At 59.3% G+C, this 15010-nt stretch carries 14 protein-coding genes, 1 tRNA gene and 1 riboswitch; of the genes, 6 read left to right on the top strand and 9 right to left on the bottom strand.

Going from position 1 to position 15010, the window contains the following annotated elements; all coding sequences use genetic code 11:
• Positions 1-87 precede the first annotated feature (87 nt).
• Positions 88-738, top strand: coding sequence for a response regulator (locus CFBP4996_RS00585; protein WP_035265127.1), 651 nt, complete (start codon positions 88-90; stop codon positions 736-738).
• Positions 739-850: 112 nt separating this feature from the next.
• A complete protein-coding gene (locus CFBP4996_RS00580; protein ID WP_003519935.1) occupies positions 851-1501 on the top strand; it encodes a S24 family peptidase in 651 nt (216 codons plus the stop codon).
• A gap of 55 nt (positions 1502-1556) precedes the next feature.
• Here CFBP4996_RS00580 and CFBP4996_RS00575 read toward each other — a convergent pair whose 3' ends face one another.
• Both CFBP4996_RS00575 and uppY read right to left on the bottom strand, forming a co-directional pair.
• Positions 1557-2309 (bottom strand): polysaccharide deacetylase family protein, encoded by a 753-nt coding sequence (locus CFBP4996_RS00575; protein WP_080852711.1) that lies wholly within the window; start codon positions 2307-2309, stop codon positions 1557-1559.
• A 26-nt stretch (positions 2310-2335) separates the two neighbouring features.
• A complete protein-coding gene (gene uppY / locus CFBP4996_RS00570; protein WP_080853255.1) occupies positions 2336-3631 on the bottom strand; it encodes a Wzy-type polysaccharide biosynthesis protein UppY in 1296 nt (431 codons plus the stop codon).
• A 287-nt stretch (positions 3632-3918) separates the two neighbouring features.
• On the opposite strand from uppY, the gene uppX reads away from it, so the two are divergent.
• Positions 3919-5211 (top strand): Wzx-type polysaccharide biosynthesis protein UppX, encoded by a 1293-nt coding sequence (gene uppX, locus CFBP4996_RS00565; RefSeq protein ID WP_162935998.1) that lies wholly within the window; start codon positions 3919-3921, stop codon positions 5209-5211.
• 37 nt (positions 5212-5248) lie between these two features.
• Here uppX and CFBP4996_RS00560 read toward each other — a convergent pair whose 3' ends face one another.
• Positions 5249-6010 carry a transporter substrate-binding domain-containing protein gene (locus CFBP4996_RS00560; protein ID WP_035265120.1) on the bottom strand — a complete coding sequence of 254 codons (762 nt, stop codon included), beginning with the start codon at positions 6008-6010 and terminating at the stop codon, positions 5249-5251.
• Positions 6011-6180: 170 nt separating this feature from the next.
• Here CFBP4996_RS00560 and CFBP4996_RS00555 point away from each other — a divergent pair, with 170 nt between their 5' ends.
• Positions 6181-8112, top strand: coding sequence for a glycosyltransferase family 2 protein (locus CFBP4996_RS00555; protein WP_162935935.1), 1932 nt, complete (start codon positions 6181-6183; stop codon positions 8110-8112).
• A gap of 212 nt (positions 8113-8324) precedes the next feature.
• On the opposite strand, the gene CFBP4996_RS00550 is transcribed toward CFBP4996_RS00555, so the two are convergent.
• The 4 genes from CFBP4996_RS00550 to CFBP4996_RS00535 form a co-directional block, all read right to left on the bottom strand.
• Positions 8325-8618, bottom strand: a complete 294-nt coding sequence (locus CFBP4996_RS00550; protein ID WP_003519942.1) for a hypothetical protein — start codon at positions 8616-8618, stop codon at positions 8325-8327.
• A gap of 52 nt (positions 8619-8670) precedes the next feature.
• The gene (aqpZ, locus tag CFBP4996_RS00545) at positions 8671-9396 is read right to left on the bottom strand and encodes an aquaporin Z (protein ID WP_080852712.1); all 726 of its coding nucleotides are present in this window, start codon (positions 9394-9396) and stop codon (positions 8671-8673) included.
• Positions 9397-9535: 139 nt separating this feature from the next.
• A tRNA-Gly gene (locus CFBP4996_RS00540) sits at positions 9536-9609 on the bottom strand.
• Between the two features lie 56 nt (positions 9610-9665).
• Positions 9666-10763, bottom strand: coding sequence for a 2'-deoxycytidine 5'-triphosphate deaminase (locus tag CFBP4996_RS00535; RefSeq protein WP_080818826.1), 1098 nt, complete (start codon positions 10761-10763; stop codon positions 9666-9668).
• Positions 10764-10836: 73 nt separating this feature from the next.
• Positions 10837-10915, top strand: a riboswitch (SAM riboswitch).
• 43 nt (positions 10916-10958) lie between these two features.
• Here CFBP4996_RS00535 and CFBP4996_RS00530 point away from each other — a divergent pair.
• Both CFBP4996_RS00530 and apaG read left to right on the top strand, forming a co-directional pair.
• A complete protein-coding gene (locus CFBP4996_RS00530; RefSeq protein WP_080852713.1) occupies positions 10959-12143 on the top strand; it encodes an O-succinylhomoserine sulfhydrylase in 1185 nt (394 codons plus the stop codon).
• A 233-nt stretch (positions 12144-12376) separates the two neighbouring features.
• Positions 12377-12769, top strand: coding sequence for a Co2+/Mg2+ efflux facilitator ApaG/CorD (apaG, locus tag CFBP4996_RS00525; RefSeq protein ID WP_003503545.1), 393 nt, complete (start codon positions 12377-12379; stop codon positions 12767-12769).
• A gap of 49 nt (positions 12770-12818) precedes the next feature.
• On the opposite strand, the gene CFBP4996_RS00520 is transcribed toward apaG, so the two are convergent.
• The gene (locus tag CFBP4996_RS00520; RefSeq protein WP_080852714.1) at positions 12819-13808 is read right to left on the bottom strand and encodes an Hsp33 family molecular chaperone; all 990 of its coding nucleotides are present in this window, start codon (positions 13806-13808) and stop codon (positions 12819-12821) included.
• Between the two features lie 242 nt (positions 13809-14050).
• On the bottom strand, positions 14051-14968 hold the full coding sequence (gene argF / locus CFBP4996_RS00515; protein ID WP_003519982.1) for an ornithine carbamoyltransferase: 918 nt from the start codon (positions 14966-14968) through the stop codon (positions 14051-14053).
• Positions 14969-15010 lie beyond the last annotated feature (42 nt).

Here is a 15010-nt window from a genome sequence, read left to right as displayed (position 1 = left end):
GGGGCCGGACGTGTTTCGACCACCGGCAAATGGGAGTGAGCCAGTATCAGAAAAAGAACCGCATAACGCCCTTGGGAGGGGGCCAGAATGTCGGAACTTGTCATTATCATAGCAGATGACCACCCGCTTTTTCGCGGCGCCCTGAAACAGGCCGTATCCGGCCTCGACGGGCAACAGAGCATTATTGAAGCCGGGGATTTCGAGGCCGCCCGAAGTGCAGCCGCAGCGCGCAACGACGCCGATCTCATGCTTCTCGACCTCGCAATGCCGGGGGTCAGCGGATTTTCAGGCCTGATGGCGCTCCGAGCTGAATTCTCCAGCCTGCCGATCGTCATCGTTTCGGCAACGGACGATGCGACCACCGTGCGCCGCTCCATCGAACTCGGTGCTTCCGGTTTCATTTCCAAATCCTCCGGTATCGACGATATCAGGGACGGCATCCGCGCGGTTCTGGAAGGCGATGTCTGGATACCGGCGGGTCATCAGGGCGACAAGGAACAGGATCCTGACGTGGCGGATCTCATCGGCAGGCTCAGAACGCTGACGCCGCAGCAAAGCCGGGTTCTGGGCATGCTGGCCGAAGGGCTGCTGAACAAGCAGATCGCCTATGAGCTCAATGTTTCCGAAGCCACCATCAAGGCGCATGTCTCCGCGATCCTGCTGAAGCTCAAGGTCGACAGCCGCACCCAGGCGGTGATCCAGCTCGCCAAGATAAATACATCGGCCATGGTGGCGTAGAAAAGGATTTTATTCCTTTCCTTGCTTTACTCCTGACCGGATATGGTCTAGATTCCGGTCAGTAAACGACAGGAGCTTTTCCGCTATCGGCTCCACTTGCGGGCTTTCTATCATGCTGTCACACGAGACGATCTGGAGCGCCATCGATACGCTTGCCGAACGCCACCAGCTAACGCCTTCGGCATTGGCGAAGCGCGCCGGCCTCGATCCCACCTCGTTCAATAAATCGAAACGTTTCGGGCCGGATGGCCGCAAACGCTGGCCTTCGACGGAATCCGTCTCCAAGGTGCTGGAGGCGACGGGGGCAAGCGTCGACCAGTTTTTCGGTTATGCTTTCGGCAGGGCGCAGACCATGCAGCCTTCCGGCGCCGACAACGCCATTCCCCTGCTCGGTTTCGCGCAGGCGGGCTCCGGCGGTTTTTTCGACGATGGCGGTTTTCCGGCGGGTCAGGGCTGGGATGTGGTGGAGTTCCCCTCCTCTCCCGAGCGCAGGCAGGGCGTCTATGCGCTGGAGGTGCAGGGCGAGAGCATGATGCCGCTATACCGTGACGGCGACATTCTCATCGTTGAGCCCGGCGCACAGGTGCGGCGCGGCGACCGTGTGGTGCTGAAAAGCCGCGACGGCGAAGTGATGGCCAAGGTGCTGGCGCGGCAAAGCCCGAAAAACATCGAGCTTCTTTCGCTCAACCCGGAACATCCGAACCGCAGCTTCGACATGGCCGATGTGGAATGGATCGCCCGCATCATCTGGGCCAGCCAATAACCCGCAACTGCGTTTTCCGCGGTATCGACCGGGTACGCGCGCTGAGAATATTCCTTTAAAGACCGAGTGTCCTTGCGGCGGCATCGACCGTCATGATCTTCGCACCGCCCGACACCGCCCTGCGGACGAGACCCTGAAATCTGCCTTCCGGACAACCGTAAAAGCTCGGCGTCTGCGAAACATCATGGGTGAAGATGATGAGCCAGCCGCCTTTTTGCAGAACATCCTCCAGCCAGCCATCGGCGGCGTCGAGGTAGTTTTGATCCGAACGCAACTCGACTGCGGCAAGATTATGCGGGTCGACACTGCCACGGTTGATCCCCGGCATGATGCCGCGCGCCGTCCTGAACCGGCGTCGCAGCAGCGGCTGCATGACCGGTGAAGCCATGCCGAAGGGAACGGAGAAATTGCGCCCGTGGCGGCTTGTATCGAACGAGCCGAGCACGCGGTCATTGCGATCGAGATCCTCCTCCAGCCCCCGTCGGGAAAAGCTCGAGAGTTTGCGATGGGAAAAGGTGTGGCAGGCAAGCTCATGGCCGGCCGCCGCCAGTTCCGAGCAGCCTTTCGCGGAAATCATCTGCTGCTGTTCATCGTCTTGGTCGATAAACACGCCGGCGATGTAAAACGTGCCGCAAACACCCTCGCTTTCCAGAATGCGCGCACCCGCCGTCCAGGCGCTTGCCGGCACATCGTCGAATGTGAAGGACACGATCGGTTCGGATGTTTCGATCCGCACCGCCGGTCCCGGGAAATAGCGCACCAGCCGGTTATTGATCCGGTCGGTAAAAGTCCCGATTTTTTGCGTCATACAAAGCCCCCCGGCCTGTCTGCAAATTACTGTCCCTCTTCGAGTATGTCGTAAGCCTGATGCCTCAAACAATAGATTGCGATTAGAAGAGAAGACCAGATAGGCCCGGTTCCGGTAAAGAAATTACTCTCTAAACACGAAGAAAGTAACGCATACACCCAAATTCTCGCAAAAAGTCGGGTCAGGCCCGGATCCGTGCCCTTATCCACCGCCGTGCGGAAATCATTCGCGGGTATGATGACCAGCCAGATGACGGTGAGAATGAAGGCCGGCAGGCCGCCGTTCAGCAGACTTTCAATATAGCCATTATGGGCATGGAAGGCCGTTACCGCCCAGGTGCCGGCAATATCGGCCTGTGACAGAAGCCGGTCGCTCGTCCAGAATGCCTGGAACCCCTGCCCGAAGATCGGCGATTGCGCGAAAGTGTCGAAGGATAGCCGCCATATGTCCGTCCGCCCGGTGAAGGTGGAATCGATGCCCAGGCCTTCGACGAAGTTCTGTATACTCGGAAAATAGGTGGAGCCGACCGCGGATATGTTGATGAAGGCCAGAAGACCGCCAATCATCAGCAGGGTGCGGTGAGCATGCCTTTCCATGATCCAGATCAGCGCCACGGTGACGGGCAGCAGCATGGCCGCGGTTTTTCCGTTGGTCTTCCAGAGGAAGAACCCTGCCAGCAGCGTGATGGCGATGCCGCCCAGCGTCGACCAGGCGTTGCGCAGGTAAAGCCCGATCATGAAGAGAATGATCATCGCCGGAGCGGCGGCGTTCTTGTGATTGAAGATACCGCGCCAGTCACCCGCCAGCGCTTTTTCATCGAGATCATAGGGCTGATGGATCGAGCGCGAGCTAAGGAAGATCACCCCCAGATAACACAGCGCCAAGAGAATGATGGCGAAGATGGCCATCATCCGGTCGAACTGCCGCCGGTCGCGCGGCATGACGACAAGGACGCTGGTGATGAAGCACAGAAGCGCCGTGAAGATCAGACGTTGCAGCGACGTGCCGGGCTGGGTTCCAACCACCGAGCATATCGCCAGCCAGAAGAACAGCAGCAGAATGGGCAGCCGCGGCCGCAGCAGAAGCCCCGTCAGCCGGTGGCGCAGCGCAAAAACGCCGAGGATCAATGCGATCACGAGGCCGGTCAGCTGGTTTGCGGCGGCGTGCGGCACCGGCGGTGCTGCGAGATTTTCGAAAGGCGCGACGGAAATCCAGATATAGAGCATGGTGGCGACGAAAAAAAACGCGTCGCGCCGGCTGCCGGCAAGGGATATGGCGCTGCCTTGCGCAGAGACGGGCTGCGTATCAGCCAAACGCGGCATGTTCGCCTGCATCGAAAATGGATAGTCGGATCATTGGCCTGCCTTGTGACGAACAACGAAACCCTTCTGAAACAGGGCCATGTCCAAATAACCATAAACAGTCATTATCATCATTATTATGCAATTGCTTTAACCCTCTCTTACCTCAAGAGGGATAAGACAGGATAAACTGCCATTCATTCGGGTCGCGGACTTTCACTTTATTGGACGGTTGCGGCTTTTTCAGTTCGCCAGATTTTAAAAAGCAGCGCAGTCATTTTTGAATTCGCCCGGCAATGCCGGAAAACATGGAGAATGAGGTGTCGTTCAATACGCCGCGGCTCGGCCATCTAGTCAGACTGGGATTGACCTACATGGCATCCGGCGGAGCGCTCCTCATGTCCAGCGCCGCCCAGCTTCTGACCTTCGCGCTGCTTGCCCGCCATCTCGGTGTCGAACAATTCGCGCTTTACGCCTCCATCACGGCCGTCACCAATCTTGGCGTCCAGATCTGCGGCATCGGTTCGCAGGAATCGCTGATCCGCCGTGTCGCGCAGGATCGCAGCATGTTTCCCGTCATGCTAGGCCACAGCTATCTCTTGAGCGCCGCGACAGGCGTGGTGCTGACCATCATCGGCATGGTGACGATCCCGGTATTTTTCCCGACCTCGGAAACATTGCTGCACACGCTGATCACCACCTTCCTGATCCTGTTCACGAACCTCGTTCTTCTGAAAGTCATCTCGCTTTCCACGCAGAGCTTCATCGCCCATTCCGACTTCGCCTCCGCCAACAAGCTGGAAGTGATGTTTGCCGTCGCCCGCACCATTGCCGCGGTGGTCGCCTGCCTCATCTTCAAGGTGGAAACCGTAGAGGCCTGGGCGTTGTGGAACCTTGCGGCCCACACCATTGCAGCCATGATCTCAGTCAAGGCGATAGCGAGACTCGGCAGCCCGGTGTTCCGCATCGTGCGTGAGGAAATCCGCATCGGCGTCCTGTTTTCCACCCAGTTCCTGTTCAAGGCCGTGCGCGGCAATGCCGATATTCTCGTTCTCGGCGCCATTGCCAGCGCCGAGGTGCTGGGCAGCTATTCCATCGCCCGGCGCATTCTCGACAGCTCCTATCTCTCCGTCGAGGCCCTCAACCGGCTGATCTATCCGGGTTCGGCTTCCGCCGCTCTGCAGGGCATCAGCAAGACCATAGAACGCGCCTATAACGTGCTGAAGGCCGCACTTTTCATCGCGACCGGCAGTGCGCTCGTCATTTTCATCATCGCGCCCTTCCTGCCGATCTTGTTCGGCGATGAATATGTTTCGCTGCCCATCATTACCCGCGTGCTTTGCTGGGCGGTTCTGCCCATGGCCGTTGCCGCCACCGCGCTCGAGGCGCTCGGCGCATCCGGACGGCAGGATATTCGCGCGAAGATCTGGAACAGCGGCAACCTCATCGGCTCCGTCGTCGTCGCTTTCTTCACCTGGTCATTCAGCATTTCGGGAACGATCGGCAGCTATTTCATGGTGGAAACCGCCATCGCCGCCGCCGTATGGATCGCGCTGCTGCGCCTGCGCCGCAATGAAGAGGTTTTCGCGCCAGCAAAATAGGAGCTGGCGCAGGAACCGATCCGGTGGCCGGCTCTCCCTAATAGAGCCCATAAGGGAAATAACGCCGGTAGATTTCTTCCAGCCGGCCGTTGCGGGAAAGGGCCGCCAGCGCCTGATCGAAAGCCGGAACAAGCACGTTGTCGGGATCGACGGTCATGATCGACAGGCCTTCACCGAGAAACCTGTCGGACATATAGGGACCGCCGAAGAGTGCGCAGCAGCCTTCGGAAGCGCTTCCCGAAACCCAGAAAGGCAGGCGCAGACCATCGGCGAAGATGGCATCCACCTTGCCTTTCTTCAGCGCGTCATACATCGGCTCGTAGCCATCGAAGCCCTCGGCCGCGGCCTTTGGAAAGAACGCCTTCAGCATCTGTTCGTGCCGCGAGCCGGCAACCACACCCACCTTCTTTCCCGAAAGCGCATCGGCACCGGAGCCGGTGAATTTCGCCGCCTTGTTCACCGCAAGACGGGCGGGCATCAGGAGATAGGGCCGCGAGAAGGTAAAACTCTTGCGCAGGTCGGCAGTGGTGGCGAGGCCGGAAATCACCGCTTCGCCCTCGCCCATTTCCAGAGCAGCCTCCAGCTCGTCAAACGGCAGCGCCTGCACCTGGCATTTGCTTTCGACCTTCAGCTGGGCGCAGATTTCACGCACCAGATCGACATGGAAACCCGCAAGCCGGCCTTCCTGATCGGTAAAATTGAAGGGCGGGAAATCGACCGACATCAGAAATCTGATGCGGGGAACGGAAGAAAGATCGCCGCCCGGAAACCGCTCCTGCGCATCGAACAGCACCGGCATCCGGTTCCCGTCCGACAGGCCTTCCGCACGTACATCGCTAAAAAAACCAGTAAATTGTAAAGCGAAAGCTAAAGTAAATCCGAGACTTATATTCCGCGTTACATTCGTCATTCTCATCTATACTATCCGTGACAGGAAGTGGGGCGTTACCATGACGGCGGCGGCGATGCATGGATTATTTTAGGCAATATACACGAGATTCGTTTTGCACGACGCCGGCGACACGAAAAATTACATTTTCCCACGCCAGTGAAAATCCTCTTTCAACCGTTCCCGAACGGGACCAGGCCGGACAGGCCCGCTTTCTCTCTTCGCTGGGATTGGGCAGGCCCTATATCGAGGCATTCGAACAACGGGCTCTGGAAAATGGCTCGACTTTGGAGGACGAATTGCTGGCAAGCGGTCTCGTCACGACGGATGCCTATTTCGGTGCTTTCGCCAGATTCCTGCGGTTGCCGTTTCTCCCGGAAATCGGGCCGGACCGGGTGATGGACTTGAACAGACTGGACACTCAGCTCTCCGAGCCGAGGTTCCTGCGGCTGACACCATTGAACGGCACACCGACGCTGCTGATCGTGCCGGAACTGGCGCGGATGGCGTCGCTGAAAAACATGCTGGATCAACGTCCGCGTCTTCTCGACGAATTTGCCGTGACAACACCGCAGGCCATGCGCAGCGCAATCTGGAAAGCGGGCGAGGCCCGCCGCTCGGCGGAAACCCAGCAGCGGCTTTTCAACACGGCGCCGCACCATTCTGCCAGGATCACGCTTCACGGCCAGCAGGGTTTTTGCAGCGGCGTTCTCCTTACCCTGCTCATTTTGTCGCTGCTGTTTTATACGGAAGCGGCATTTACGTATCTGCATGTCACCCTGACGATGCTTTACCTTTTGACCCTGCTTTTCAGGCTGTTCGCGCTCGTCCATCTACCCTTGGAAAAGGACACCACCTTGCCTCTTCGGCAGGAAAACGAATTGCCTGTCTATACCGTTCTGGTGGCGCTTTACCGGGAGGAGGCCGTCATCGGGCAGCTCATCGGCGCATTGGAACGTCTGGACTGGCCCAAATCCCGGCTGGACATCAAGCTTGTCTGCGAGGCAGACGACGGCGCGACGATCGAGGCGATCCAGCGGATGAATCCCGGTCCGCATATGGAGGTCGTCAGGGTGCCGCCTTCCCTGCCGCGCACCAAACCAAAGGCCCTCACTTACGCGCTTTCCGGCGCGCGTGGCGCATTCGTTGTGGTCTATGATGCCGAGGACCGGCCCCATCCGCAGCAATTGCGCGAAGCCTATGCCACCTTCCGCAACGAGCCGGACGAGGTGGCCTGCCTGCAGGCGCCGCTTATCATCAGCAATGCCTCTTCCTCCTGGCTCAGCGCCTGTTTCGCACTGGAATATTCCGGCCTCTTCCGCTGCATGTTACCTGCCCTCGCCGCACACGGCTTGCCGTTGCCGCTTGGCGGCACCTCCAATCATTTCCGGACCGCCGTGCTGCGGAAGGCCGGCGCCTGGGACCCCTATAATGTAACTGAGGATGCCGATCTCGGCCTCCGGCTGCATCGGCTGGGTTATCGTTGCGGCGTCATCCGGCGACAGACGCTGGAGGATGCGCCGACCTCACTACCCGTGTGGCTGAACCAGCGAACACGCTGGTACAAGGGCTGGCTGCAAAGCTGGCTGGTGATGACCCGCGCGCCCTTTGCGACCGCGCGTGACATGGGATGGCTTGCCTATGTGGTCTTTCAACTGCTGATCGGCGGCATGCTTCTGTCGTCGCTGGCGCACCCCCTGCTCTTCGTTTCGCTCGCATTCATGACCATCGCCCTCCGGGAAAATGGCGCGGACCTGCTGCTCACCTGGCAGGGTCTTCTGTTTTTTATCGATGTGCTGAATATCGTCGGAAGCTACACGATCTTCGTGCTGATGGGCCGCAGCAGAATGATCGCCTATGAAAGAAGGCATGTCGGAAGGCGGTGGCTGGCGATGCCCGCATATTGGCTGATGCTGTCAATCGCGGCCTGGCGGGCCGTGGTGGAACTCAAAACCAAACCCTTCGAATGGAACAAGACGCCACACGCGCCGGTCGCCAAAAATACCTCATGATCCGGCATCTTCGGCAGAGCCAAAACAGTCCTGATACTTCTTTCGACCAGCCGCGGCAGCGGCTCATAGCTTCAGTCACATTGCTGCTGCCAGCAAAGCCACTTCACACTTTCCACTACCGCCGTCATCGATAACAGGAGCCAGTGCCTTGCCGAACGAAGCTCCTCCTTCGGCAAGGTCCGTCATTTCATCCTGAAGGCGACCGAACCGCTCTACTTGGTAACGAGCTTGTTCTTGATCAGGCCGACGATGATCTGCACGATCAGACCGCCGACGCCGCCGCCAACGAGCTGGCCGGCGAGAGCGCCTATATCCACGCCGCCGGCTGCCGCATCGCCCGCCGCGCCGAGCAGCGAACCGAGCACGGTTCCGCCGCCGAGACCACCGATGGCGCCGGCGATCAGATTGCCGAGCGAACCAAGATCGGAGTCCTTCACTATCTTTCCGCCTGCCGTGCCGCCTACCGCACCGCCGACGATCTGGGCCAATATCGAAGCAAGATCCATGTCATCCTCCTCAGTCGTTTCCCCGACCATTCGAGGAAACAAAGCCTCTTATTCATGTCTGCGCCGGTTGAACCGAACCGGCATGGCCGGCCTTCTCTTCCTCGCCGAAGATTTTCCAGATCACGGCCCCGATGGCGCCGCCGAGGATCGGAGCGAGCCAGAACAGCCAGAGCTGCTGCAGCGCCCATCCGCCAACGAACAATGCCTGTCCCGTGGAGCGGGCCGGATTGACGGATGTGTTGGTGACTGGAATGGAAATCAGATGAATAAGGGTAAGGGCAAGACCGATGGCGATCGGCGCGAAGCCGGCAGGAACCCTGCCGTGCGTTGAGCCCAGAATGACGATCAGGAAAAACGCCGTCAGGATGACTTCGATCAGCAGCGCCGATACGAGAGAATATCCGCCCGGCGAATGTTCACCATAACCATTGGCGGCAAAACCGCCGATTTCAGCCCCCGCCTTGCCGGTGAGGATGACATAAAGCGCCGCAGCCGCGACGATCGCCCCCAGAACCTGCGCCACTATGTAAGGCACGAGGTTTGACGCCGGGAATTTACCGGCAACGGTGAGGCCGACTGAAACGGCCGGATTGAAATGACCGCCCGAAATGCCGCCAACCGCATAGGCCATGGTCAGAACCGTCAGACCAAAAGCGAAAGCGACACCAAGGAAGCCAATGCCGAGTTCAGGAAAGCCAGCGGCAAAAACCGCACTGCCGCACCCTCCGAACACGAGCCAAAAGGTTCCCAGAAATTCCGAAAGAAGTTTGCGACTCATAACACTTCCCCTATGTTACGACTGCATCAACTATTACGTGCAATTTAATCGTAGTCAAGCTAAATTGCATATTCGCGCAACGACCGAGACGATGGTGGCTAAACGTGGCACAGGAAGAGTTTCAGACGCCTTGAAAAACTGGAGCGGGTGAAGGGAATCGAACCCTCGTATTCAGCTTGGGAAGCTGCTGCTCTACCATTGAGCTACACCCGCGCCGCGCATAAGACATCGGATAGTTCGCAGCGGGTGTCAAGCACCCGCCGGGTTGGTTATTCGGCTCGAAAATGCTTGGAGAGCTTCAGCCCCTGCGCCTGATAATTGGAGCCGAGGCCGGTGCCATAGAGGCCTTCCGGTTTCTGCAACATGTGCTCGTAAACCAGCCGGCCGACGATCTGGCCGTGTTCGAGGATGAAGGGAACCTCGTGGCTGCGGACTTCGAGCACGGCGCGGCTGCCGGTGCCGCCCGCCTGCGCATGGCCGAAGCCGGGATCGAAGAAGCCGGCGTAGTGCACGCGGAATTCGCCCACCAATGGGTCGAAGGGTGTCATTTCAGCCGCATAGAGCGGCGGAACGTGGACTGCTTCGCGCGAGACGAGAATATAGAATTCATCCGGGTCGAGGATCAGTTCCGCGCGGCCGCGCGCGTAGAGTGGCTCCCAGAAATCGAGAACGTCATGCTGGGCCTTCTTGTCGACATCCACCACCGCCGTATGATGTTTGCCGCGATAACCGATCAGTCCGTTTTCACCGAAACCCTTGAGGTCGATCGAGAGTGCGATGCCGCCGCCGGTCACGTTGGGCGTGTCGCTGGCAACCAGCGTTTCCGTCTCGTGCAGCTTCAGCAGTTCACTTTCGTTGAGCAGCGAATGGCCGATGCGGAAGCGGATCTGCGACAGGCGCGAGCCGCGTCGTACCACGATTGGGAAGGTGCGCGGGCTGATTTCCAGATAGAGCGGGCCGGCATAACCGGCCGGTATCTTGTCGAATTCCTGCGCGCTATCAGTCATGACGCGGGTGAAAATATCGAGACGGCCGGTCGAGCTTTTCGGATTGGCCGAGGCCGACATGTCCGCCGGCAGCGCAAGGCTCTCCATCAAGGGAACGATATAGACACAACCGGTTTCCAGCACCGCGCCCTGGGTAAGGTCGATCTCGTGCAGGCTGAGACGATTGAGCTTGTCGATGACGCGGTTTCCGGGGCCGGGCATGAAACTGGCGCGCACACGATAGGCCTTCGAGCCGAGCCTGAGATCGAGGCTGGCGGGCTGCACCTGATCAGCATCGAGATCGGCCTCGCTCTTCAGCTTGCCGCCGGCAAACAGCGCCTTGATTGCGCCATCCGCCAAAATGCCCGTGGTTCTCGTCATGGTCATCATTCCTTTTTACGGCGACAAAACCAAAAGGAAAGCATTGACGCAAGCCGGTAACGGCAGTATGGCAAGCTTATCCCGTGGTGATTTGGCCGGTCGGCTTGCAGCCACGTTAAACAAGTGGCTAAAAAGACCGGGTGCTAGGAACCGGTCTGCTTTTGCGGCCGGTTTTTTTGTTTTGAAGGTGATCACATGAGCAATAAATGGCGCCCGGCAACCCAGCTCGTTCACGGCGGTACGCTACGCTCCCCTTACGGTGAAACGTCGGAAGCGATCTATCTGACCCAGGGTTTCGTCTATGAAAACTCCGAAGCCGCCGAAGCGCGCTTCAAGGGTGAAACGGATGGGTTCATCTACGCCCGCTATGCGAGCCCCACCAACGACATGTTCGAAAAACGCATGTGCCTGCTGGAAGGCGCTGAAGACGCCCGCGCACTTGCGTCGGGCATGGCCGCCGTCACCGCCGCCATCATGTGCCAACTGCGCGCCGGCGACCATATCGTTGCGGCCCGCGCCCTCTTCGGCTCCTGCCGCTGGGTGGTCGAAACGCTTGCGCCGAAATACGGGATCGAATGCACGCTGATCGACGGTCGCGATCTCGGAAACTGGGAAAAGGCGATCCAGCCGAACACCAAGCTGTTCTTCCTCGAAAGCCCGACCAATCCGACGCTTGAAATCATCGATATTGCCGGCGTGGCAAAGCTCGCCAACCAGATCGGTGCCAAGGTGGTGGTCGACAACGTCTTCGCCACACCGCTTTTCCAGAAGCCACTCGAACTCGGCGCCCATATCGTCGTTTATTCGGCCACCAAACATATTGACGGCCAGGGCCGCTGCCTTGGCGGCGTGATCCTTTCCGACAAGAAGTGGATCGAGGAAGAGCTGCAGGATTATTTCCGCCATACCGGCCCGGCCATGTCGCCTTTCAATGCCTGGACGCTTCTGAAAGGCATCGAGACCCTGCCGCTGCGCGTCAAACAGCAAACGGCCAATGCCGGCAAAATCGCCGATTTTCTCGCCGATAGCGGCAAGGTCGCCAAGGTCATCTATCCCGGCCGCGCCGATCACCCGCAGGCCGATATCATCGCGCGGCAGATGTCCGGCGGCTCGACGCTTGTGGCTTTCGAGCTGAAGGGCGGCAAGGAAGCGGCCTTCAAGCTGCAGAACGCGCTTCAGATCGTCAAGATTTCCAACAATCTCGGTGACGCCAAGAGCCTCATCACCCATCCCGGCACGACGACGCACAAGAACCTCACCGACGAGGCGCGTGCCGAACTCGGCATTTCCGGCGGCACCCTGCGCCTTTCCTGCGGCATCGAGGATACCGACGATCTGCTGGAGGATCTGGCAAAGGGTCTGGCGGCCGTTTCGGCCTGAAAATTCAATCCGCAAAGCGCCATGGCCTGACTGCGTGTCGGGCCATGGTTCGCCTGCACGGTCTAAAAAGACCGCATCAGGCAACCAATATTTACCTTTCCCGTTATCCCTAACGGTGGAAAACAGCGCAACAGGAGACGCCTCCTGCCCGTCAAGTCATTCATTTTCTTGACGATAGCCAGAGCCTATAGTGTAGGATGCGGCGGCAGGCATAATATCGAGGTGTGGCGCGTATGTATCGTGCTCTGACAAGGGATATCGAGGTAACGGTCGATCCGTATTATCTCGAGGAACAATCCGACCCGGATGACGATCGTTACGTCTGGGGCTACAAAGTCGTGATCGCGAACAATTCCGATATCCCGGTTACCCTCGTCAATCGCTATTGGCACATCACCGACCAGAACGGACAGGTGGATGAGGTCTATGGACCGGGCGTCGTGGGTGAGAAGCCGCATCTGAAACCGGGCGACAGCTACGAATATTCTTCCGGCTGCCCGCTGGACACACCTTCCGGCCTGATGTTCGGCCATTATGAAATGGAAACGGAAAATGGCGAGGTGTTCAACGTCACCATACCCGCCTTTTCGCTGGATTCACCCGGCCTGATGCGGGTTCTGAACTGACATTCACCCGGCAATGAAAAAGCCGCGCCCTTCAGGACGCGGCTTTCATTCAGGCATTCTCAAATTCGCTGACATCGTAGCGATAGGTGGTGGAGCAGAACTCGCAGGTCACGGCAATGGCGCCGTCTTCCTCGCTTGCCTCGATCTCCTCGGCGGTGAAGCCGGACAGCACGCCCTTGATCTTGTCCCGCGAGCAACTGCAACGGTCGAAAACCGCCTGCGGATCATAGATGCGCACACCGCTCTCATGGAAAAGCCGGAAGAGAAGACGTTCCACCGGCACCTGCGGATCGGTCAGCTCGTCGGTATCCACCGTGTTCAGCAGCGTTACCGCTTCGGTCCAGGCATCGTCTTCCAGCACCTCGTGACCGCCCTCGTCTCCATCGCCGCCATGCAGGTCGCGCATGCGCAGCCGCTCAGGCGCCTGCGGCAGGAACTGCGCGATAACGCCGCCCGCACGCCAGCCATGACGCGGCTTGCCTTCGCCATCACGGTCGAAGAACTCGGCAACGCCCAGCCGCACGCGGGTGGGCAGCTGTTCCGACTGGCGGAAATAAACCCCGGCAATGTCTTCCAGCGAGGAGCCATCGAGCGGCACGATACCCTGATAAGGCTGCATGCCCGCACCCTGATCGATCGTGAAGGCCAGAATGCCGTTGCCGAGCAATTGCTCCGGCGACGTCGCCCCGGCCGCAATCGCCTCCGCCAGCCGCTCCTCATCGAAACGGGCATAAGCGCGCATGCTTTCCGGCGCGGTGAAATCCGCAACCAGCAGGTCGACCGGGCCGTCACCCTTCGTCTGGACGGTCAGCTTGCCGGAAAACTTGAGCGACGTGCCGATCAGCGCCGTCAGAACGGTCGCTTCCGCCAGCAGGCGGGCGACCGCCGGGGGATAGTCGTGCCGTTCGAGAATGGCATTCAGCAGCGGACCCACCTGCACGGCGCGGCCGCGCACATCCAGACCTTCGACCTGAAAGGGCACAACCTTGTCGTCGCCAGCAAAATCGAGATCGTCCAGTTCAACCGTTACATCTGCCATGTCATACTCCCTGGCGCAGCCGTGGCGCCGCTACCGTCCAAAAGTCCGGCTTTTAAAATGTGCTTTTTTCGCTTGTCGCACAGAGACCCGGGAAGAGAAACCGCTTCCGGGGAAAAACGTGCAAATCGTGATGATGGCCCGCCAGCAAAACCGACGAGCCTCTTCGAAGTCCCACAGATGGTAATCTATGCGCGCAAGTTCAAGCACCCGGCGTGACGCGTGTCAGGCCGGGCGATTGCTCATCAGATGACGCCCATGCACCATGCGATGATGGACTTCTGCGCGTGGAGGCGGTTTTCCGCCTCGTCGAAGACGACGGATTGCGGACCGTCGATCACGGCATCCGTCACTTCCTCACCGCGATGCGCTGGCAGGCAATGCATGAACAGCGCGTCTTTTTCCGCCTTGGCCATCAGGGCTTCATTCACCTGATAGGGCTGAAAGATGTTGTGGCCGCGCGCCTTGTGTTCCTGGTTCATGGACACCCAGGTATCGGTGACGACGCAATCAGCACCCGCAACGGCCTTGTCGGCGTCGTGGCACAGCATGATCTCGCCGCCATTGTTGCGCGCCCAGTTCAGGAACTTGTCATGCGGTTCGGAGCCCATCGGCACGGCCATCGTCATGCGGTAACCGAAGCGCGCCGAGCCTTCGACGAAGGAATGCAGGACGTTATTGCCGTCACCCGTCCAGGCAATGGTCTTGCCTTTGACCGGGCCGCGATGTTCCTCGAAGGTCATGATATCCGCCATGATCTGGCAGGGATGCGTATCATCCGTCAGGGCGTTGATGACCGGCACGGTCGCGTGTTCGGCAAGCTCCAGCAGGCGCGAATGATCCGTCGTGCGGATCATGATGGCATCGACGTAACGTGACAGCACCTTGGCCGTATCGCCGATCGTTTCGGCGCGACCGAGCTGCATTTCCGTACCGGAGAGGAAAAGCGTCTCGCCGCCGAGCTGGCGCATGCCGACATCGAAGGAGACGCGGGTGCGGGTGGAAGGCTTTTCGAAGATCATAGCCAGCATCTTGCCGGCAAGCGGCTTTTCCGCCGTTCCGGCCTTGGTGGCGGCCTTGCGTGCGCGGGCATCGTCGAGAATTGCCCGCAGGTCCTGCGAGCTGACGGCCGACAGGTCGAGAAAATGTTTAGGTGAAGCCATTTCAAACTGTCCCATGCTCGCGAGCCTCGGGGAAGAGGCCCG

Source organism: Agrobacterium leguminum (genome assembly GCF_005144435.2).
In the GTDB taxonomy this organism is placed as follows: domain Bacteria; phylum Pseudomonadota; class Alphaproteobacteria; order Rhizobiales; family Rhizobiaceae; genus Agrobacterium; species Agrobacterium leguminum.
This window is presented reverse-complemented; position numbering and strand designations above follow the sequence as displayed.

Bases quoted from the DNA above. Each gene is read 5' to 3' on its own strand.
- apaG (WP_003503545.1), top strand. From the start codon at position 12,377: ATGTATCGTGCTCTGACAAGGGATATCGAGGTAACGGTCGATCCGTAT.
- CFBP4996_RS00575 (WP_080852711.1), bottom strand. From the start codon at position 2,309: ATGACGCAAAAAATCGGGACTTTTACCGACCGGATCAATAACCGGCTG.
- CFBP4996_RS00550 (WP_003519942.1), bottom strand. From the start codon at position 8,618: ATGGATCTTGCTTCGATATTGGCCCAGATCGTCGGCGGTGCGGTAGGC.
- CFBP4996_RS00580 (WP_003519935.1), top strand. From the start codon at position 851: ATGCTGTCACACGAGACGATCTGGAGCGCCATCGATACGCTTGCCGAA.
- aqpZ (WP_080852712.1), bottom strand. From the start codon at position 9,396: ATGAGTCGCAAACTTCTTTCGGAATTTCTGGGAACCTTTTGGCTCGTG.
- argF (WP_003519982.1), bottom strand. From the start codon at position 14,968: ATGGCTTCACCTAAACATTTTCTCGACCTGTCGGCCGTCAGCTCGCAG.
- CFBP4996_RS00520 (WP_080852714.1), bottom strand. From the start codon at position 13,808: ATGGCAGATGTAACGGTTGAACTGGACGATCTCGATTTTGCTGGCGAC.
- uppY (WP_080853255.1), bottom strand. From the start codon at position 3,631: ATGCCGCGTTTGGCTGATACGCAGCCCGTCTCTGCGCAAGGCAGCGCC.
- CFBP4996_RS00585 (WP_035265127.1), top strand. From the start codon at position 88: ATGTCGGAACTTGTCATTATCATAGCAGATGACCACCCGCTTTTTCGC.
- CFBP4996_RS00535 (WP_080818826.1), bottom strand. From the start codon at position 10,763: ATGACGAGAACCACGGGCATTTTGGCGGATGGCGCAATCAAGGCGCTG.
- CFBP4996_RS00555 (WP_162935935.1), top strand. From the start codon at position 6,181: ATGGATTATTTTAGGCAATATACACGAGATTCGTTTTGCACGACGCCG.
- uppX (WP_162935998.1), top strand. From the start codon at position 3,919: ATGGAGAATGAGGTGTCGTTCAATACGCCGCGGCTCGGCCATCTAGTC.
- CFBP4996_RS00530 (WP_080852713.1), top strand. From the start codon at position 10,959: ATGAGCAATAAATGGCGCCCGGCAACCCAGCTCGTTCACGGCGGTACG.
- CFBP4996_RS00560 (WP_035265120.1), bottom strand. From the start codon at position 6,010: ATGCCGGTGCTGTTCGATGCGCAGGAGCGGTTTCCGGGCGGCGATCTT.